The 17,929-nt window shown below is 72.4% G+C and carries 19 protein-coding genes; 9 read left to right on the top strand and 10 right to left on the bottom strand.

Going from position 1 to position 17,929, the window contains the following annotated elements; all coding sequences use genetic code 11:
* Nucleotides 1-10 precede the first annotated feature (10 nt).
* The gene (locus tag CRP52_RS17210) at nt 11-394 is read left to right on the top strand and encodes a DUF3224 domain-containing protein (protein WP_097237215.1); all 384 of its coding nucleotides are present in this window, start codon (nt 11-13) and stop codon (nt 392-394) included.
* Nucleotides 395-455: 61 nt separating this feature from the next.
* On the opposite strand, the gene CRP52_RS17205 is transcribed toward CRP52_RS17210, so the two are convergent.
* Genes CRP52_RS17205 through CRP52_RS17180 form a run of 6 tightly spaced genes read right to left on the bottom strand, consistent with a single transcriptional unit; the run spans nt 456 to nt 6,195 of the window.
* On the bottom strand, nt 456-1,709 hold the full coding sequence (locus CRP52_RS17205) for a cytochrome P450 family protein (RefSeq protein ID WP_097237214.1): 1,254 nt from the start codon (nt 1,707-1,709) through the stop codon (nt 456-458).
* On the bottom strand, nt 1,706-2,518 hold the full coding sequence (locus CRP52_RS17200) for an enoyl-CoA hydratase-related protein (protein WP_097237212.1): 813 nt from the start codon (nt 2,516-2,518) through the stop codon (nt 1,706-1,708). The genes CRP52_RS17205 and CRP52_RS17200 overlap by 4 nt, the downstream gene beginning before the upstream one ends.
* A gap of 7 nt (nt 2,519-2,525) precedes the next feature.
* Nucleotides 2,526-3,758, bottom strand: a complete 1,233-nt coding sequence (locus CRP52_RS40510) for a hydroxymethylglutaryl-CoA synthase family protein (protein WP_179852828.1) — start codon at nt 3,756-3,758, stop codon at nt 2,526-2,528.
* A gap of 5 nt (nt 3,759-3,763) precedes the next feature.
* On the bottom strand, nt 3,764-4,615 hold the full coding sequence (locus tag CRP52_RS17190; RefSeq protein ID WP_097237211.1) for a DUF6039 family protein: 852 nt from the start codon (nt 4,613-4,615) through the stop codon (nt 3,764-3,766).
* On the bottom strand, nt 4,612-5,832 hold the full coding sequence (locus CRP52_RS17185; RefSeq protein ID WP_097237210.1) for a nucleotide disphospho-sugar-binding domain-containing protein: 1,221 nt from the start codon (nt 5,830-5,832) through the stop codon (nt 4,612-4,614). Before CRP52_RS17185 ends, CRP52_RS17190 begins: the two co-directional genes overlap by 4 nt.
* Before the next feature lie 3 nt (nt 5,833-5,835).
* Nucleotides 5,836-6,195 (bottom strand): nuclear transport factor 2 family protein, encoded by a 360-nt coding sequence (locus tag CRP52_RS17180; RefSeq protein WP_097237209.1) that lies wholly within the window; start codon nt 6,193-6,195, stop codon nt 5,836-5,838.
* A gap of 127 nt (nt 6,196-6,322) precedes the next feature.
* Here CRP52_RS17180 and CRP52_RS17175 point away from each other — a divergent pair, with 127 nt between their 5' ends.
* The 7 genes from CRP52_RS17175 to CRP52_RS17145 all read left to right on the top strand — a co-directional run bounded on the left by CRP52_RS17175 (nt 6,323) and on the right by CRP52_RS17145 (nt 12,522).
* The gene (locus CRP52_RS17175; RefSeq protein ID WP_097237207.1) at nt 6,323-7,522 is read left to right on the top strand and encodes a class I SAM-dependent methyltransferase; all 1,200 of its coding nucleotides are present in this window, start codon (nt 6,323-6,325) and stop codon (nt 7,520-7,522) included.
* A 1-nt stretch (nt 7,523) separates the two neighbouring features.
* Complete coding sequence (locus CRP52_RS17170; RefSeq protein ID WP_097237206.1) at nt 7,524-7,916, top strand: RidA family protein; 393 nt, start codon at nt 7,524-7,526, stop codon at nt 7,914-7,916.
* Nucleotides 7,917-7,967: 51 nt separating this feature from the next.
* Nucleotides 7,968-8,816 carry a hypothetical protein gene (locus tag CRP52_RS17165; protein WP_097237205.1) on the top strand — a complete coding sequence of 283 codons (849 nt, stop codon included), beginning with the start codon at nt 7,968-7,970 and terminating at the stop codon, nt 8,814-8,816.
* A gap of 29 nt (nt 8,817-8,845) precedes the next feature.
* Entirely contained in the window at nt 8,846-9,055 is a 210-nt protein-coding gene (locus tag CRP52_RS17160) for a hypothetical protein (RefSeq protein WP_097237203.1), read from the top strand.
* Nucleotides 9,048-9,434 carry a DUF3224 domain-containing protein gene (locus CRP52_RS17155; RefSeq protein ID WP_097237202.1) on the top strand — a complete coding sequence of 129 codons (387 nt, stop codon included), beginning with the start codon at nt 9,048-9,050 and terminating at the stop codon, nt 9,432-9,434. Before CRP52_RS17160 ends, CRP52_RS17155 begins: the two co-directional genes overlap by 8 nt.
* On the top strand, nt 9,424-10,908 hold the full coding sequence (locus tag CRP52_RS17150) for a class I adenylate-forming enzyme family protein (RefSeq protein WP_097237200.1): 1,485 nt from the start codon (nt 9,424-9,426) through the stop codon (nt 10,906-10,908). The genes CRP52_RS17155 and CRP52_RS17150 overlap by 11 nt, the downstream gene beginning before the upstream one ends.
* An 87-nt stretch (nt 10,909-10,995) precedes the next feature.
* The gene (locus tag CRP52_RS17145; protein ID WP_097237199.1) at nt 10,996-12,522 is read left to right on the top strand and encodes an MFS transporter; all 1,527 of its coding nucleotides are present in this window, start codon (nt 10,996-10,998) and stop codon (nt 12,520-12,522) included.
* Nucleotides 12,523-12,601: 79 nt separating this feature from the next.
* On the opposite strand, the gene CRP52_RS17140 is transcribed toward CRP52_RS17145, so the two are convergent.
* From CRP52_RS17140 to CRP52_RS17125, 4 genes are read right to left on the bottom strand one after another with little or no spacing between them, the layout of a single operon-like run.
* Nucleotides 12,602-14,194, bottom strand: a complete 1,593-nt coding sequence (locus CRP52_RS17140; RefSeq protein ID WP_097237198.1) for an ABC transporter ATP-binding protein — start codon at nt 14,192-14,194, stop codon at nt 12,602-12,604.
* A complete protein-coding gene (locus CRP52_RS17135; protein ID WP_097237197.1) occupies nt 14,191-14,979 on the bottom strand; it encodes an ABC transporter permease in 789 nt (262 codons plus the stop codon). The genes CRP52_RS17140 and CRP52_RS17135 overlap by 4 nt, the downstream gene beginning before the upstream one ends.
* A complete protein-coding gene (locus CRP52_RS17130) occupies nt 14,976-15,932 on the bottom strand; it encodes an ABC transporter permease (protein WP_097237196.1) in 957 nt (318 codons plus the stop codon). The genes CRP52_RS17135 and CRP52_RS17130 overlap by 4 nt, the downstream gene beginning before the upstream one ends.
* Nucleotides 15,932-17,485 (bottom strand): ABC transporter substrate-binding protein, encoded by a 1,554-nt coding sequence (locus CRP52_RS17125; protein ID WP_097237195.1) that lies wholly within the window; start codon nt 17,483-17,485, stop codon nt 15,932-15,934. The genes CRP52_RS17130 and CRP52_RS17125 overlap by 1 nt, the downstream gene beginning before the upstream one ends.
* Before the next feature lie 179 nt (nt 17,486-17,664).
* Between CRP52_RS17125 and CRP52_RS17120 the strand changes: the two genes are divergently transcribed.
* Nucleotides 17,665-17,925, top strand: a complete 261-nt coding sequence (locus tag CRP52_RS17120; protein WP_097237194.1) for an acyl carrier protein — start codon at nt 17,665-17,667, stop codon at nt 17,923-17,925.
* Nucleotides 17,926-17,929: the final 4 nt, after the last annotated feature.

Below are 17,929 nucleotides of genomic sequence, written 5' to 3'. Positions count from 1 at the left end.
AGGCCACACCATGACCACCCACGCAAAGGGCACGCTCGACGTCACCGACTGGGTCGAGTCGCTGATCGCGGAGACCGACGGCCAGGCCAAGCAGGCCACCGCCCACTCGCAGGCCGCGTTCAGCGGCGACCTGGAGGGCAACGGCCGCTCCGACTGGCTGCTCACCTACCCGGCCGACGGCCCCGCGCACTTCGTCGGCACGCAGCGCTTCGAGGGCAAGGTGGCCGGCCGGGCCGGCTCCTTCGTGCTGCACGTCCGTGGCACCTTCGACGGCGCCGGCGCCCACGTCACCTGGGACGTCGTCCCGGGCTCGGCCTCCGGCGAGCTGGCCGGCCTGACCGGCTCGGGCGGCTACGAGAACGCGGACTACACCCTGGACTTCTCCCTCGCCTGACCGCATGCCGGAGGGGGCCGACGCGGAATGCGTCGGCCCCCTCCGGCGTTCGGCGCCCCGGTCAGTCGGCCCGGAGCAGGACCGGCAGGGCGGCCAGTCCGCGCATCACCCGGGTGGGCCGCCACTGCAGCTCCTCCGGGGCGCAGGCCAGGCGCGGCCGCGGGAAGCGGCGCAGCAGCTCGCCGAAGGCGATCTCCCCGGTCATCCGGGCCAGCGGGACGCCGAGGCAGCGGTGGATGCCGTGCCCGTAGGCGAGGTGCGGGTTCGGGTGGCGGGTGATGTCCAGCCGGTCGGGGTCGGTGAAGCGGCGCTCGTCCCGGTCGGCCGAGTTCATGATGACGGAGACGATCCCGCCCTGCGGGATGACGGTGTCCCCCAGCTCGATCGGCTCGCGGGCGATCCGCAGGGTCGACAGCGCCACCGAGCCGTCGTAGCGCAGGAACTCGTCGATCGCGGTCGGCAGCAGACCGAGGTCCGCGGTCAGCAGCTCCAGCTGGTCCGGGTGGTTCAGCAGGGCGAGCACGCCGTTGGCGAGCATGCTGACGGTCGGCTCCTGACCGGTGTTCAGGAGGAAGATCAGCAGCGCGATCGTCTCCTGCTCGGTCAGCGGGTCGCCGGCCTCGCGGGCCAGCAGCAGCGAGGTGAGCACGTCCGGCTCGCCGGCCGGAGCGGCGCCGACGGCGTCGCGCAGCTCGGCCACCCGGCGGCCGATCAGCTCGGCGAAGAACCGCCGCATGTGGGTGTACGCCTCGGCCCTGCTCATCACCGCCCCCGCGGCACCGGGCCGGGTGAGGCCGGCCGACGCCCAGACCCGGTACTCGTCGAAGTCGTCGACCGGCACGCCGAGGATCTCGCCCATGGTGCGGACCGCGAGCGGCAGCGCGTAGTCGGCGATCAGGTCGACCGGCTCGCCCGGGTCGAGTCCGTCGAGCAGCGCGGCGGCGGTCCGCTCGATGCGCGGGCGCAGCGCGGCGGCCCGGCCGGGGCTGAAGCTGCGCTGGATCATGCCGCGCAGCCGGGTGTGGTCCGGCGGGTCGGAGTTGAGCAGGTGGAACATGTACTGGTCGGTCTCGGCGTCGCCGGTGACGTACCCGGCGGCGAGCAGCTCGTCCCAGGCGGCGCGCGGGTCCTTGGTCAGGCGCGGGTCGGCCAGCATCTGCCGGCCGTGCTCGTAGCCGGTGACGGTCCAGCGGCAGAGCCCGGTCGGCTCCTGGACGAGGTGGACCCCGCCGGCGGCCCGCAGGGCGGCGTAGCGGGGGTACGGGTCCGGGTCGGAGCCGTCCGGGAGCGGTACGGGTGCGGGGCGTTCGGTCACCGGTTCTCCCACGGCATCTGCTGGTGGCTGGCGAAGTTGGCGATCCGGTGCTGGACCACCGGGGAGGACATCAGCCGGGCGAACTCGGTGACGGCGGTCCGCTCCAGTTCCTCGGCGGGCAGCCACATCCGCTCGAAGTACCGCTTGCCGTCGGCGATGACGCGGTCGTCGAGCTTGCCGAGTCGGGCCGCGAGGCGGCGCAGGGTCGGCTCCGGGTCCGCCAGCAGCTCGTCCACCAGGTTCACCTGGGCCGCCCGGGCCGCGGTGACCGGCAGCGTGCTCATGGTCATCGAGTAGGCCGGCTGGAACCCGGCACGGCGGACCAGGAAGGGCATCACGCAGCAGGGCAGCAGGCCCCAGAGCGCCTCCGGCAGGGCGAAGGTGCTGCGCTCGGTGGCGTAGACGAAGTCGCTGGCGGCCACGATGCCGACACCGCCGCCGGTGACCCGGCCGTCCACCACCGAGACGATGATCCGGGGGCTGGTGGTGAACCGCTTGAGCAGCCCGTAGAACACCTCGCCGCCGCGCACCGCCAGTTCGTCGCCGGCCCGGTTGCTGCCGGCGGCCGCGGTGAAGTCCATGCCGGAGCAGAACACCGGGCCGACCCCCTCCAGCACCACCATCCGCAGTGCCGGGTCGGCCTCGGCCCGGTCGAGCACGGCGTGCAGCTCCTCCATCAGCACGCCGTTGATGCTGTTCCCGTACTCGGGGCGGTTGATCACCACGCGGAGCATCTCGCGCCGGCGGGTGACCACCAGGGTGCGGTACCCCGGCTCGGTGGCCGCGGTCAGGTCGGGTGTCCCATCCATGTCGCTCTCAGCTCCAGCGATACCGGCGGTGGAAGTCCACCACCTCGTCGAGTACCAGCAGCCCCCGCCCGGCGAAGTGGCTGTCGTAGACGGCGGCGTAGGGCGAGACGTCGTACGTGTGGTCGCGCACCCCGCACATCCGGTCCAGGCTCAGGTCGCTGATCAGCTCGTACTCGGGCATGCTCAGCGCGTACCGGTCGGCGATCGCGGCGGCGATGCCGCGCTCGGCGAGCCGCTGCCCGCCCTGCGGGGTGACCACGCCGCTGTAGAACTCCGAGGCGCAGCCCGAGCCGTACGAGAACATCCCGAGCCGCCTGGGCGCGCTGGTGTCCACGTTGTCGATCAGCGAGCAGAGCGCCAGGTACAGCGCGGCCGAGTAGACGTTGCCGACCTGCGTGGCGTACCGCAGGCACGGCTCGACCCGGGCCGCGAAGTCCGCGTCGACCTCGGCGGCGGGGGCCGGGCTCTCGGCCCGGCGCAGCCGCCGGTAGGCGCCGGTGACCATGCCGGCGAAGGGGGTGTGGAAGACCAGGTGGTCGAAGGTGGTCATCAGGTCGGCCGACGGCACGCGCTCCCGGTACGCCCGGTAGCTGTGCACCAGGCACTCCATGTAGGCCATCAGCGAGAGGTCGGAGTTCCCCGCCTCCAGGTCCGGGCGGGGCCGGAGGGTGTCCATCACCTCGAAGCTGTGGAAGCCGTTGGCGCCCGGGTCGAGGGCCAGGACCTGCGGGTCGTGGCCGACCAGCATGGCCACCGAGCCGGCGCCCTGGGAGGGCTCCCAGTAGGTGTCGCGGGCGGCGACGCTCGACGCGTCGGCCGCGATCACCAGCGCCTTGGCCCCGGGGACGGGACTGGCGCCGATGATCCCGGCCGCGCTCTGCAGCGCCGCCGTCCCGCCGTAGCACGCGTGCTTGACCTCGTACGAGCGGCAGCGCTTGCCGAGGCCGAGGTAGTGCTGCACGTAGGTGCTGATCGGCTTGCCGAAGTCCAGGCCGGACTCGGTGCCCACGATGACCAGCTCGATGCGGTCCCGCTCCTGCGGCGTCAGCGCGTCCACGAGCGGCTTGGCCGCGTTCACCGCGTTGGTGACCGGGTCCTCGCACGGCAGGTTGACGGACTTGCGCTCCATCAGGAGGTTGCCCATGCGGCGGTCGTCCAGGCCGCGGGCCTCGAAGAGCTGCTGAACGCCGAGCGAGGCCCGCCCGACGTAGGCGTTGATCGCCTCGATGCCCACGGCCATCGCGCTCAGCCCGCCGTCGGGGCGTACGGGACCAGGACGGTGTCCTGGATGCTGCCCGGGACGAACAGGTCGCCCCAGCCACCACCGCCGTGCTCGTCCGGCACGCGCTTCTTGCCGTGCAGCTCCTGGTAGCCGGCGTCGGCGGCGAGCGCGTCGATCTTCTCGTAGGCGTCCAGCGAGCGCAGGTGGATCAGCCAGTGCAGGGTGTCCTGGCGGCCGAAGATCTCCTCGTACAGGAAGGAGGTGACCTCGCCGGGCAGCGCCGTGTTGACGTACTCCGACCACTCGACGCCGTAGTAGCGGGCCTGGTCGCGCAGCGAGTAGCGGGCCTTGGCGGTGCGCAGCACGATCGCGCCCGCGGTGGCGGTGGTCAGCTGCTGGTCGACCGGCTGGCTGGTCTGGTACTTGGCCGGGTCGGTGAACATCTCGGCCGGGTCGATCTCGCCCTCCGGCGGGTGGCCCACGCCGTGCTGCGGGCAGAGGATGCGCTCGGAGAAGGTGCCGGGCATGAACATCCGCTCCCAGTTGCCGCCGCCCTTGGCGGGCAGCCGGTCCAGGGTGGAGATGTCCTGGTACTCGCGGTCGTGGTCGACCATCTTCAGCAGGCGCTGGTAGTCGTGCGGCGACTTCAGGTGGACGAACCAGTGCATCCTGTCCTTGGTGCCCAGCACCTCCTTGAAGAGGTAGGTGCCCATCACGTCGCCCTGGGCGTTGTTCAGGTAGTTGACCAGGTCGATCGAGAACTTGCCGCCCTCCTCGGCGAATCCGTACTCAAGCTGACCGGTGCGGTGCACGGTGAAACCGGAGTTCGCCGAGTGCAGGGCCGGCGCCTTCGGCTGGAGCGTCTCTTCCGTCATGAGTCCACCTCTGTTTCGTCTTCGGGTGTCGAGGCCCACCGGACCAGCCGGTCGGCGGTGTCAGCGGGGCTGGGCAGGGTGGCCAGCTCGGCGCGTACCTGCTGTGCGGCGGTGCGCAGGCCGTCGTCGCCGACGAGGCGGGCGAAGTCGCCCGCGAGGTCGCTGCCGTCCTCGCCGGACAGTCCGCAGCCGCGCCGCCGGACGGCCTCGGCGTTGATGAACTGGTCGGCGATGTGCGGGATCACCAGCTGCGGGAGCCCGGCGTCCAGGGCGGTCATCGTGGTGGACGAGCCGCCGTGGTGCACGATCGCCGAGCAGGAACGCAGCAGCGCGCCCAGCGGGACGTAGCCGCAGCCGCGCACGTTGGGCGGCAGCGGGCCCAGCTCGGCCAGCTGCCGTTCGTCGGCGGTGAGCACGAAGTCCGCGTCGGTCCGCGCGGCGGCCGCGACGACCTGACCGAAGCCGTCCGAGCCCAGTTCGGGCAGGACGGTGCCGAGGGTCACCGCGATGCGCGGTCGTTCCTGCTCGGCGAAGAGCCAGTCACCGGCCGAACCGCCGCCGTTGAACGGCACGTAGCGCATCGGCAGGCCGTACGCGGGGCCGACCGCCATGCTCGGCGGGCAGACGTCCAGCGCCGTGTGCCGGGCCGGCCGGCCGACGCCGTACCGCTCGTACTCGGCGGCCAGCGCCGCGGCCACGGCGTCGACGGCCTCGGGGCCGCGGGCGAAGCCGATCGGGTGCTCCACCGCCGGCACCCCGAGCAGGGCGGCCACCAGCGGGCCGCCGCCCTGCATGGTCTCGTACACGACCAGGTCCGGCTGCCAACGGGTGGCGACCTCGACCAGGCCGTCCAGCGTGGCGGCGGAGATCTGGCCGAAGATCCGGCTCGCGAAGGCCCAGCCGTTGCCGTCCGCCACGTGCCGGGCCAGGCGGGCGGCGTCGATGTGACGGGCGGCCAGCTCGGCCGGGCTGATCCCCAGGCTCCGGGCCTCCTCGGCGGTCCGGGCCCGCATCCGGTCGCGCAGCTCGGCCATCCGCTCGCGCGAGGCGATCTCGGCGACGGTGACGCCCGCGCCGACGATGGCCGGCAGGTCACCGGGGAGGCGGCCCGCCGTGGCGAACAGCACCTCGTGCCCGGCGGCGCGCAGCGCCCAGGTCAGCGGGACGGTGGCGAAGGTGTGGCCGGCGCCCGGCGAGGCCGTGACGAGAACGCGCACGGACTACGCCCACCAGTCCCGGACGCCGCCCTCGTCGCAGCCGAACTGGCGCCAGATCATGTCGTCCTTGACGACGTACGAGCCGACCGCGACGATCTCCTCGCCCTTGATGCGCAGCACCGTGCGGGTCATGATCTGGTCGTCGCTGTGGACGTACTCCAGGACCTCGACGAACTCCGGGTTCAGCTCGTCGTACTTGTCCAGCAGGTCGCTGATGGCCTCGCGGCCCTCCAGCACGCCCTGGAAGCGGAGCGACTTGACCTCGGGGTGGTAGCAGGTCATCAGCAGATCGCGGTCGTTGGCCATCATGGCCTGGATCTGGCGGCGGAAGACGGGGTGGAGGGCGGCAAAGGGGTCGGACACGCTGGTCTCCTGGCGGTGGTGGGTCGGTTCGGCGGGTCCGCCGATGCGGCCAGTCTCCGGAGCCGTCCACCGCCCGTCTGCTCAATTGGGAGCAGCTGCGACGGACCCCACCGCCCATGCTCGCGACATGACCACAGAATCCGATTCCGGCGTCGCCCCGACGCTCGACAACGCGGCCATCGAGCAGCTGATCCTGGCCGCCGACGGCCGGGACGAGAACATCCACGAGGTCGTCGAGAAGCTCGGCGTCCCCGAGGTCTGCGCCGTGCTCGCCGACGAGATCGCCTTCCGCGCCGACGTCCCGATCATGGACCTCTTCGACACCGAGCTCGACCTCCAGCTCGACGTCGTCCACGGCGACCTCCGGGTCAGCCACGTCCTGACCGCCGTGCACGGCGAGCCGGTCCGGCTGCGCCCCGGCACCGGCGAGTACGCCGCGATGGTCATCGAGTACGACCTGACCGACCTGGTCCGCGACCTGTTCGGCCCGGCCCGCGAGCACCGCACCGGCCGCCGCCGCACGGTGCCGCAGTTCGAGAAGGCCGCCGCCCGCCGCTCCGACCTGAGGATCCTCGCGGTCACCCGCTCCGCCACCCAGGCGATCACGGCCGTGCTGTCGGGCATCGACAAGCCGGGCGACCTCGGGAACCTGGCCGCGCGCTACTACTCGGACAAGTGGGGTGGGATGCACTGGTTCACCTCGCACTACGAGAACCACTTCAAGGACCTGCGGGACAAGCCCGTCCGGGTGCTGGAGATCGGCGTCGGCGGCTACATGACCACCACCTTCGGCGGCGGCTCGCTGCGGATGTGGCGGCGCTACTTCACCCGCGGCCTGGTCTACGGCCTGGACATCTTCGACAAGACGGTGGCCGACCAGCCCCGGGTCAAGACGCTCATCGGCAGCCAGAACGACCCGGAGTACCTGAACCGGATGGCCGCCGAGTACGGCCCGTTCGACGTGATCGTCGACGACGGCAGCCACGTCAACGAGCACGTGCTGACCTCGTTCCGCACCCTGCTTCCGCACCTCAACCCGGGCGGCGTCTACGTGATCGAGGACACCTGGACCGCGTACGCCCCCGGCTACGGCGGCGTGGAGGGCAAGGCCGCCGGCCAGGGCACCTCGATCGGCCTGGTCAAGGAGCTCGTCGACGCGATCCACCACGAGGAGCACACCGGCCCCGACGCCGGGGGCGAGCCCTCCTTCCAGGAGGCCAACGTGGTCGGCCTGCACGTCTACCACAACCTCGCGGTGATCCAGAAGGGCATCAACGCCGAAGGCGCCGTGCCGTCCTGGTGCCCGCGCACCCCGCCGGCGGCCTGAGATGGCGCAGGCCCCCTTCACCCTGGTCGACCCGGAGGACGGCCCCGGGTACGTGCCCAGCTACGCCCAGGCCGTGCTGGTGCCGACCACCTCGAAGCTGCTCTTCATCAGCGGTCAGGCACCGCAGACCGCCGACGGCTTCGTACCCGAGTCCTTCGAGGACCAGTGCCGGCTGGCCTGGAGCAACCTCGTCTCCGTCCTCGCCGCCGCCGACATGACGGTCGAGAACCTCGTCCGGGTCACCATCACGCTCTCCGACCTGAGCCACCGCGAGGCCAACTCCCGGATCCGCAGGGAGTTCCTGGGCGATCACCGGCCGGCCCTGGTCGGCATCGTCGCCGACATCTGGGTGGACTCCTGGTTCCTGGAGATCGAGGCCGTCGCGGCCGCCTGACCCGACCCGCACCCCACCGAATCCCACGAAGAATCACGAACGGGACCGCCCATGACCAAACCCGAGGCGTTCAACGTCCTCCGTACCACCGACAGCGGCGAACTGATCGTCGTCGCCGACTACGCGGCGAACGGCCGTCCGGCCGCCAACTTCCACGACCTGGCCAAGCTGCTCCGGACCGAGCACACCATCTGGGAGACCGCTCCCGTCCCGTGGGGGCAGGAGAGCGGGCTCACCGGTCAGGACCAGGCCGAGCGCTGGCTGCGCGGCATCCGCGACAGCGGCCTCAAGGTCCGTGCCCTGATGGGCTTCTGCGGCGGCGGCATCTACGCCTCCGTGATGGCCGACCGGATCGCCGAGTGGCAGGGCGAGCACCCGGAGCTGCTGCTCTTCGACCCCGGCTTCGCCGAGCGGCGGATGCTCACCGAGCACATCGAGAGCTTCTACCGCCGACTGGCGAAGGCGTTCACCGAGGACCAGCTCGCCGACGCCAAGGAGCGGCTGGCCGAGGCGGACGCCGGCGCGTCGAACGCGCTGGAGCTGGCCGGCCGGCTCACCCCGCTGTGCCAGGAGGTGCTGAAGTCCGCCATCGTCCGCGCCGGTTGGAGCGAGCAGGCGGCCGGCAACACCGCCGACCTGGTCAACGGCTACCTGCACTGGCTGGGCGCGGCCGTCGACCTGGACCCGCGGCCGGGCTGGGCGCGGGCGAGCGTGCTCAACTCCTCCAACCCGGACATCGGCCTGCACATCATCCCCGAGCCGGAGCGCTCGGAGATGTTCGGCGAGGCGCACTTCTTCGACGTGGTCCACGCCGACCTGCTGAAGACCCCCGAGGTGGCCCGCACGGCGGACGAGCTGCTGGCCCGGCCCGTCGTCACGGCCGGATCTGCTCAGAAATGAGCAGACCCACGCGATCCGGAGTGGACAGCATGCCCGTGCCCGGAGTGGCGCGTCGACGGACGGACGGCACGGCGACCGGCGAGGACCGGGGCTCGCGGCTGCGCGCCTCGGTGCGGCCGTTCGCCGAGCTGATGACCCGTCCGGAGATGGTCGCCGCGGTCTTCGCGATCTGGCCGCAGCCGATCCCGCCGCTCCTCCCCCTGTATCAGACCAACAGCGAAGAGGCAGACCATGAGTAAGCGCGTCACCGGCTCCTTCACCTTCTCCACCTGGGAGGGCGAGGACGTCGTCCAGTGGGACGAGGCCCAGATGCAGCGCAACAAGGGCGCCAAGATCTTCACCGGTGACATCACCGGGACCAGCCGGCTGGAGTGCGTCATGCTCGGCTCCGAGGGCGGCGCCGCCGTCTACGTGGGCGCCGAGCGCCTGGAGCTGGAGTTCGACGGCCTCAAGGGCAGCTTCTTCCTCACCCACCGCTCGATGGCCTACGACGGCAAGTACGACAAGACGCTGGTCATCGTGCCCGGTTCGGGCACCGGCGACCTGGTCGGCATCACCGGCAAGGCCGAGATCCTGCCCGGCCACGACTTCGTCCTGGAGTACGACCTTGAGTCCTGAGACTCCGACCGTGCTCACCACGCCCGACCTGCTCCGGCACCGCGCCGGCGTGCAGCCCGACGGCGTCGCCTTCATCGTCGACGGCGGCGGCGAACTCACCTACCGCGACTGGGACGAGCGCTCCGACGCCGTCGCCAACCAGCTGGTCGCCGACGGCGTCGGCCGCGGCGACCGGGTCGGCCTGCTGTTCGGCGGCCTGGAGTGGACCGACTACGCCGTCGGGTACTTCGGCGTGCTCAAGGCCGGCGCCACCGCCGTCCACCTGAACGCCGACATGCCCGCCTGCGAGCTGAGCCGGCGGCTGACCCTCACCTCGGTGTCCGGGCTGCTGCACGCCGACGGCCGCGCCCTGCCCGCCGGGTTCTCCGGCTGGTCGGCCGCGGTCTCCGGGCTCGACGGCGGACCGGGACCGGTCAAGGCCGAGGTCGAGCCCGAGGACATCGCGGACATCGTCTTCACCTCCGGCACCACCGGTGCCGCGAAGGCGTACACCGTGCCGCACGGCAACGCCACCTTCGGCCGCACCATCGGCGCGATGAGCGCGTTCGGCGACTCGGCGTACATGCTGACGATGCTGCAGATCGCCACCAGCAGCAGCGCCACCGCCCTGAACATCTCGACGATCTCCCAGGTCGTCACCGTTCTCGGCCCGCTGCGCGACGCGGACCGGCTGGGGCAGCTCATCGAGCAGTACCGCACCGGCATCGTCGCCATCACGCCGTACTTCGCCGACCGGCTGGTCGCGCTGCGGCTCGCCGAGAAGTACGACCTGTCGTCGATCACCATGTTCGCCTGCGGCTCCTCACCCCTGGCCCCGGCCCGGGCGAAGAAGCTGCTGGAACTCGTGCCCGGCGCCGCGATCACCAGTGCGTGCTCGCAGTCCGAAGCCAACCCGGCGATCTGCATCAACACCTTCGACCCCGAGCGGCCGATGTCGGTCGGCCGGCCCACGCCGGTCACCGAGCTGCGGATCGTGGACGAGTCGGGCGAGGAGCTGCCCGCCGGGCAGCTCGGCGAGATCTGGCTGCGGCACCCCGCACCCAAGCGGCTCTACCTGGGCCTGGCCGAGGTGAACGCGCGGATCGAGGCGGACGGCTGGTACCGCACCGGCGACCTGGGCCGGCTGGACGAGGAGGGCTTCCTGCACTTCTTCGACCGCCGGGTGGACGCCGTGCGCACCGCGGACGGACTGGTCTCGACTCCGGCCGTCGAGGCGGCCCTGTACGAGCACCCCGCGGTGTTCGAGGCCGCCGCCTTCGGCGTCCCGGCGCCGGGGTCGCCCGACGGCGAGGTCCAACACGTGGCGGTCGCCGTCGTGCTGGACCCGGACGCCGGCGACGTCGACCTGGACGCGCACCTGGCCGGACTGCTCGAACCCGGCCAACGGCCGGTCCGCACCGTCGTCCTGGAGAAGTTGCCCCGCAACTCGCAGAACAAGGTGCTCAAGCGCGATCTCCGCGAGCTGTACTCCTGACCGCTCGACACGAGGGGGCTCCACCGGGAGCCCCCTCGTGTCGTGTCGGCACCGGCCCCTTCCCACTCCCCCGAGGAGAGAGACCCCATGACAGAAGCGAACCCGACCCCCGCGGGGGCCGAGGAGCTCGACCCGCGCCGGTGGCTCGCCCTGGTCGTGCTGCTGACCGCGAGCCTGATCGACGTCATCGACGTCACCATCGTCAACATCGCCATGCCGGACATCCGGACCGACACCGGCGCCTCGTACGCCGCGCTGCAGTGGATCAGCGCCGGCTACGCGCTGGCCTTCGCGGTCGGCCTGATCACCGGCGGCCGGCTCGGCGACATCTACGGCCGCAAGCGGATGGTCCTGACCGGCATCGGCGTCTTCACGCTGGCCTCCGCGCTGTGCGCCGCCGCTGCCAACCCGGAGATGCTGATCGGCGCGCGCGTCCTGCAGGGCGCCGGCGCCGCGCTGATGGTCCCCCAGGTGCTCTCGATCATCCACGTCACCTTCCCCGACCACGAGCGCGGCAAGGTCTTCGGGATGTTCGGCGGCGTGATCGGCATGGGCGCCGTGATCGGCCCGATCGTCGGCGCGCTCCTGGTCGAGTCCGACCTGGGCGGTCTCGGCTGGCGCAGCATCTTCCTGCTGAACCTGCCGCTGGGCCTGGCCGGCCTGGTGCTCGGCCGGATGCACATCGCCGAGTCCCGCGCCCCCCAGGCGCTGCGCCTCGACCCGGTGGGCATCGCGCTGGCCAGCGTCGGCCTGCTGATGCTGTTCCTGCCGCTGACCGTCGAGCAGGCCCGCGGCACCTGGGCCCCGGTGCTGCTGATCGGCAGCCTGGTGGTGTTCGGGGTCTTCCTCCGGTACGAGCAGCTGAAGAGCCGCCGGGACAACTCCCCCGTGGTGGAGCTGTCGCTGTTCAAGGTGCGCAGCTTCGCGGCCGGCATCGGCGTGCAGCTGAGCGTCAGCGCGGCCTGCGGCGTCTTCCTGCTGGCATGGACCCTCTACCTGCAGTTCGGGCTCGGCTGGAGCCCGCTGAAGACCGGTCTGACCAGTGTGCCCAACGCGGTCGCGACCTCGGTCGCGGCGGGCGTGGCCATGCAGAAGCTGATGGCGTACGGGCGCAAGGTGCTGCAGGCGGGTGCCCTGGTGATGGCGTCGGGCGCGCTGCTCTACGGCTGGGAGGCGGTCCACTACGGCGCCGGCATCCAGCCGTGGCAGATGATCCTGCCGCTGGCCGTGATGGGCACGGGCATGGGCCTGATCATCGCCCCGCTCACCGGGTCGGTGCTCTCCCAGGTGCCGTTCCAGCACGCCGGTTCGGCCTCGGGCCTGATCAACACGGCCAACCAGCTGGGCATCGCGCTCGGCGTCGGCCTCGCCTCGGTGCCGTTCCTCGGCGTCGTCGGCGACGTCACCCCGGTGGCGGGCCGGCAGAACTCGCCCGAGGTCTTCGGCCAGGGCTTCTCGGACTCACTGTGGTGGGTGGCCGGTGGCCTGCTGATCGCCTTCCTGCTGATGCTGCTGCTGCCGGGCACCGCCCCGCAGCCGGGGGCGATGCCCGCCCCGGCCGAGCCCGCCGAGCAGGGCGAGCCGACCGCGCAGGGCGAGCCGGCCGCGGTCTGACCGGTACGCGAACGGAGGAGGGGCCCCGGCGTCCGGGGCCCCTCCTCCGTCGTTCCCGTCCCCGGGTAGGCCCTGGGGCCTACCCGGCCGCGACGGCGCCGCGGGCCGGGACCAGCGTCGGCGCCGCCTCGACCAGCGATCTGGTCCACTCGTCCTGCGGGTCGGTCAGCACGGTGGCGACCGGGCCCTCCTCGCGGACCAGGCCGTCGACCAGGACCAGCACCCGATCGGCGACCCGGGCGAGCACGCCCAGGTCGTGGGTGATGAACACGACCGCCAGGCCGAGCCGGGCCCGCAGCCCGTTGAGCAGGTCCAGCACCCCGGCCTGGACCCTGACGTCCAGGCTGGCCGTCACCTCGTCGCAGATCAGCACGTCGGGCCGGGCCGCCAGGGCGCGGGCGATCGCCACCCGCTGCCGCTGCCCGCCGGAGAGCTGGTGCGGGTAGCGGTCGGCCAACGCGGGGTCGAGGTCCACCAGGGCGAGCAGGCGGTCCGCCTCCGCGGCGGCGGCCTCCCGCCCCAGCCCGTGCAGCCGCCGCAGCGGCCGCACGAGGGCGGAGGCGACGGTGCGGCGCGGGTTGAGCGAGAGCGTCGCGTCCTGGGCGATCAGCTGGACCCGCCGCCGTTGGTCGACGCTGCGGGCGCGCAGCCCGGCGGGCAGCGGCTCGCCGTGCAGCTCGACCGTGCCGCGGTCGGGGCGGTGGTGACCGCTGACGCAGCGCGCCAGGGTCGTCTTGCCGGCGCCGGAGAGCCCGAGCAGTGCCACGCACTCGCCGGCCGCCACCTCGAAGGACACACCGGGCGAGCGGTCGGTGCTCGGCCTGCGCCCGTATCCGGCGCGCAGTCCGTCCACCCGGAGCACGGGCGGCCGGTCGCGGCCGGCGTCCGGCGGTGCGGCCGGCGGTGCGTCCGCGTCGAGGAGCTGGGAGACCACCGGTGCGGCGCTCAGCAGTTCGGCCGTGTACGGCGCGGCGGGCGCGCTGAAGGCCCGGGCCAGCGGGGCGTCCTCCACGACCGCGCCGTCGCGCATCACGACCAGCCGGTCGGCCATCCGGGCCACCGCGGTCAGGTCGTGGGTGATGAAGAGCAACGTCAGCTCCTGGGCGGTGACCAGCTCGTCGATCTGGTCGAGCACCCGGCGCTGGGTGAGCATGTCGAGCCCGGTGGTCGGCTCGTCCAGGACGAGCACCCGCGGGTCCGGAGCCAGTGCCCTGGCCAGCGCCAGCCGCTGCTGCTGGCCGCCGGAGAGCTGGTGCGGGAAGCGCCGCTGGAACGCCCGGTCGGTGGGCAGGCCCACCCGCTCCAGGTGCCCGGCGACGTCCCGGCCGGCGGCCGGGTCGGCGAGTTCGGCGATCTGCTCGCCGACCCGGAGGGTCGGGGTCAGGTGCGCGGGCGGGTCCTGCGGCAGGTAGGAGACGACCCGGCGGCGGACGGAGCGCAGCGCGGCCGGGTCGAGGTCCAGCACGTCGTGGCCGGCCAGCCGGACCCGCCCGCCGGCCCGGCGCAGGCCGGGGCGGACCGAGCCGAGCACGGCGTGCGCCAGGGTGGTCTTCCCGGAGCCCGACTCGCCGACGATGCCGACGCGCTCGCCGGCGGCGACGCTCAGGGAGAGGCCGTCCAGGACGACCCGGCCGTCGGGGGCGCGCAGGTCCAGACCGGATATCTCGATCATGACGGGATCCTCGCGGTCAGCCGGTCGAGGACCAGGTTGGCCGACACGGTCAGACAGCTCAGCGCCAGCGCGGGCACCACGACCCCCCACGGTGACAGCCCCACTCCCTCGATGTTCTCGCTGATCATTGATCCCCAGTTGGCGTCGCCCGGCCCGAAACCGAGGAAGCCGGCCGAGGCGGTGATGAAGATGGCGATCGCGAAGCGGCTGCCGGCGTCGGCCAGGATCGGCCGGGCGATGTTCGGCAGGACCTCGCGCACCATCACGGTGATCGGTCCGTCCCCCAGGGCCACCGCCTGCTCCACGTAGCCGCTGCGGACCACCGTCAGGGTGGCCGTCCGGGCCATTCGGGAGACGAACGGCACGCCGGTGACCAGCACGGCCACGACCAGCGTCGGCCCGGAGTAGCCCCAGCCGTGCAGCAGGATCAGCAGCAGCAGGATCGGCGGGACGACCAGGAAGAGGCTGCTCAGCCGCGACAGCACCGCGTCGAGCGGGCCGCCGAGGTAGCCGGAGACCAGGCCGACCGCGGTGCCGAGCACCAGGGTGAGCAGCGTGCCCAGCAGCGGCAGCAGGACCAGGTCCCGGCCGCCGCAGAGGAACCGGACCCAGACGTCCCGGCCGGAGCCGTCCGCGCCGAGCGGCAGGGCGTCCCCGCGCAGCGCGTACGGGACCGCCACCACCCGGCCCGGGTCGTGGTCGGCGAGCAACGGGCCGAACAGCGCGACCAGCAGCACCACGGCGACCGGGGCCAGCAGCAGCGCCCGCAGCATCCGGCGCGTCATGAGGCGCTCCGCAAGCGGGGCGTGGCCAGTACGGCCAGCGCGTCGGCCAGCAGCAGGCAAACCACGGTCACCCCGGCGAGCAGCAGGCCGACCCCCTCCAGCACCGGCGTGTCGTGGTGGCGGACGGCGCCCACCATGGTCTCCGACAGCCCCGGGTAGTTGAAGACCCGCTCGACCACGGCGGTACCGCCGAACAGCGCGGCGACCAGCCAGGCGAAGGTCTGGGCGCAGGGCGCCACGGTGGCGGGCAGCAGGTGGCGCCAGAGCACCCGGCGCTCCGGCAGCCCGGCCAGCCGCGCCGCCTCGACGTACGGGGCCGCGTTGGCGTCCACCACCGCGGCCCGGACGATCCGGCTGGCCCACGCCGCCGCGAAGAACGAGAGCGAGAGCACCGGCAGCACCAGGATCTCCGGCCGGTCCAGCGGGGTGCCGCCGAACGGCACCAACGAGACCGCGGGGAGGAGGCCCAGGCCGGTGCCGAGGCCCAGCACGAGCAGCACCGCGATGACGAACTGCGGCACCGACACCACGGCCACGGCCGCACCGGAGAGCACCCGGTCGAGCCGGCCGCCGGGGCGCAGGCCGCAGGCCAGGCCGAGCGCGGTCGCCGCCACCAGGGTGACCACCACGGTGATCCCGACCAGCAGCGCGGTGTCCAGGAAGGGTTCGGTCACCACCTCCAGGACCGGCTTGCGGTCGTACAGGCTGTGGCCGAGGTCGCCGCGCACGGCCCGGCCGATCCAGGAGAGGAACTGCGTCGGCAGCGGCCGGTCGAGACCGTACTCGGCGCGCACCCGGGCCACCTCGTCCGGCGTCGCGCTGGCTCCGAGCGAGGAGCTGGCCGCGTCGCCCGGCAGCACCGCGGAGCCCGCGAACAGGATGACCGAGGCGCCGAGGAGAGTCCCCAGCGCCCCGGTCAGCTGTCGGACCGCGGCCGGTATCGGCCGCCGCATCAGGCCGCCGTGGCCGTGGTGAAGACCGGCAGGCCGCCGATCCGGGTGACGCCGGAGAGCTTCAGCCGCGAGGCGTCCATCTGCTCCTGGAAGCCCCAGACGACGTCGCCGCCGTTGTCGTAGAAGTCGCGCTCGATCTGGGTGAAGGCGTTCGCGCGCTGGTTGTCGTCGACGATCAGCTGCGCGTCGGCGAGCTTCTTCCAGTGGTCCGGGCCGGCGCCGGTGACGTTGAAGAACGCCACCTGGGTGGTGGTCGCCGCCAGGTGCAGGGCCGCCGGACGGTTGGCGTAGTAGAACGCCTGGAACGGGTTCTTGGTCAGGTTCGGCATGTCGGCGTAGTACGAGTCGGCCGGCACGGTCTGCAGCTTGAGCGTCACGCCCGCGTCGGCGAGCTGCTGCTGGAACAGCTTGGAGGCCTCCAGCATGCCGGGGACGATGTCGCCGGTGCGCAGCGTCAGTTCGGTGACGCCGGCCTCCTGGAACAGCTTCTTGGCCTCGGCCACGTCACGGCCGCGGGTCGGCAGGTCGGTGGCGTAGCCGGGCAGGCCCAGGCCGACCACGTCGTTGCCGACGGTGCCGCTGCCCAGCAGCGCGGTGTCCGTCAGCTGCTTGCGGTCGACGGCCAGTCGCACCGCCTTGCGGACGTTCGGGTTGTCGAAGGGGGCGATGGTCTGGTTCATCGAGAAGGACAGCGCGCTGGCGCCGGCCACCCCGCCCTTGGTGATGGTGATCGCGCTGTTGGCCTTCTCGGCGGCGGCGCCGACCGGGCTGATGCCCACGGCGTAGTCGACCTGGCCGCTCTTCACGGCGTTCAGCCGGGTCGCCGCGTCGGCGATCTTGATCAGTTCGAGGTTCTTCACCTGCGGCTTGGAGCCCCAGTAGTCCTCGTTGGCGACCAGCTTGACGTTCTGTCCGTCCACGCCGGCCAGCTTGTACGGGCCGGAGCCGATGCCCTTGGAGAAGTCGGTGGTGCCGTCCGGGAAGACCGGCGAGTACGTGACCAGGACGCCCTCTCGGAAGTCGCCGCGCGGGCGCTTGAGCGGGACCGTCACGGTCTGCTCGTCGACCGCCTTGATGCCGGCCAGGTCGACGTCGGCGTAGACGGAGGCCCGGCTGCTCGGCGCGGTGCCGACGGTCCGCAGGCTGTACGCGACGTCGTTGGCGGTCACCGGCCGGCCGTCGTGGAACTTGACGCCCTTGCGCAGGGTGATCGTCCACAGCGTGCCGTCCTGGTTCGGCTGCACCGAATCGGCCAGGACGTTGGTGTACTTGTCGCCGTTGAGCACCATCAGGCTGTCGTACAGGTGGTACATGACCATGGTGCTCAGGCCGTTGCCGATCGAGCGCGGGTCCAGACCGGCCGAGGTGGTCGGGTCGGTGACCGCGATCTTCAGGCTCTCCACCGGCTTCGCCGCCGCGACGGCGGCGGGGCCGGCGGCCTCCGGCTTCCCGCAGGCGGTGAGCAGACCGCCACCGGCCGTCACGGCAAGGGCCACGGCCCCGACCTTCTTCAGGAACGCGCGGCGTACCAACGCCGGCATGGTGGCAGACATCTCTTCGTCCCCCTCGGGATACGACTGTGGATCGATGCCCAGGAGAGTCACACCGCCGCCGCGAAAGGGCTGCTCAATACTGAACAGACCGACCGGACCGGCCACCGCGATGGTGGCGGTGCCAACCGGTGCGGCCAGCCGCCGCACCGGACGCCACGTGTCCCAGGAAAGGCCGGTTCATGGTCGTCGCGGAAATCATCAAGGACATCCTCGTCACGGACGTGTTCGTGGAGGTGCCGGTCGAGCAGATGAAGGAGGACGACAGCCTGCGGGACGTCTACGGCCTCGACTCGCTCGGCTTCGTGGAGCTGCGCGCGCAGTGCGAGAACCGCTTCGGCGTGACCATCTCCGCCGACGAGTTCACCCCCGACCAGTTCGGCACCATCGCCGACGTCGCCGCCCTGGTGGAGCGCCTCCAGAGCGCCCCGGCCGCGCGGTAACGCC

This window comes from Streptomyces sp. 1331.2, assembly GCF_900199205.1.
Lineage (GTDB): Bacteria > Actinomycetota > Actinomycetes > Streptomycetales > Streptomycetaceae > Kitasatospora.
This window is presented reverse-complemented; position numbering and strand designations above follow the sequence as displayed.

Excerpts from the sequence above, each read along its gene's own strand:
- CRP52_RS17190 (WP_097237211.1), bottom strand. The coding sequence starts at position 4,615 with ATGACGGAAGAGACGCTCCAGCCGAAGGCGCCGGCCCTGCACTCGGCG.
- CRP52_RS17200 (WP_097237212.1), bottom strand. The coding sequence starts at position 2,518 with ATGGATGGGACACCCGACCTGACCGCGGCCACCGAGCCGGGGTACCGC.
- CRP52_RS17210 (WP_097237215.1), top strand. The coding sequence starts at position 11 with ATGACCACCCACGCAAAGGGCACGCTCGACGTCACCGACTGGGTCGAG.
- CRP52_RS40510 (WP_179852828.1), bottom strand. The coding sequence starts at position 3,758 with ATGGCCGTGGGCATCGAGGCGATCAACGCCTACGTCGGGCGGGCCTCG.
- CRP52_RS17125 (WP_097237195.1), bottom strand. The coding sequence starts at position 17,485 with ATGTCTGCCACCATGCCGGCGTTGGTACGCCGCGCGTTCCTGAAGAAG.
- CRP52_RS17120 (WP_097237194.1), top strand. The coding sequence starts at position 17,665 with ATGGTCGTCGCGGAAATCATCAAGGACATCCTCGTCACGGACGTGTTC.
- CRP52_RS17170 (WP_097237206.1), top strand. The coding sequence starts at position 7,524 with ATGGCGCAGGCCCCCTTCACCCTGGTCGACCCGGAGGACGGCCCCGGG.
- CRP52_RS17145 (WP_097237199.1), top strand. The coding sequence starts at position 10,996 with ATGACAGAAGCGAACCCGACCCCCGCGGGGGCCGAGGAGCTCGACCCG.
- CRP52_RS17160 (WP_097237203.1), top strand. The coding sequence starts at position 8,846 with ATGCCCGTGCCCGGAGTGGCGCGTCGACGGACGGACGGCACGGCGACC.
- CRP52_RS17155 (WP_097237202.1), top strand. The coding sequence starts at position 9,048 with ATGAGTAAGCGCGTCACCGGCTCCTTCACCTTCTCCACCTGGGAGGGC.
- CRP52_RS17140 (WP_097237198.1), bottom strand. The coding sequence starts at position 14,194 with ATGATCGAGATATCCGGTCTGGACCTGCGCGCCCCCGACGGCCGGGTC.
- CRP52_RS17175 (WP_097237207.1), top strand. The coding sequence starts at position 6,323 with ATGACCACAGAATCCGATTCCGGCGTCGCCCCGACGCTCGACAACGCG.
- CRP52_RS17135 (WP_097237197.1), bottom strand. The coding sequence starts at position 14,979 with ATGACGCGCCGGATGCTGCGGGCGCTGCTGCTGGCCCCGGTCGCCGTG.
- CRP52_RS17165 (WP_097237205.1), top strand. The coding sequence starts at position 7,968 with ATGACCAAACCCGAGGCGTTCAACGTCCTCCGTACCACCGACAGCGGC.
- CRP52_RS17130 (WP_097237196.1), bottom strand. The coding sequence starts at position 15,932 with ATGCGGCGGCCGATACCGGCCGCGGTCCGACAGCTGACCGGGGCGCTG.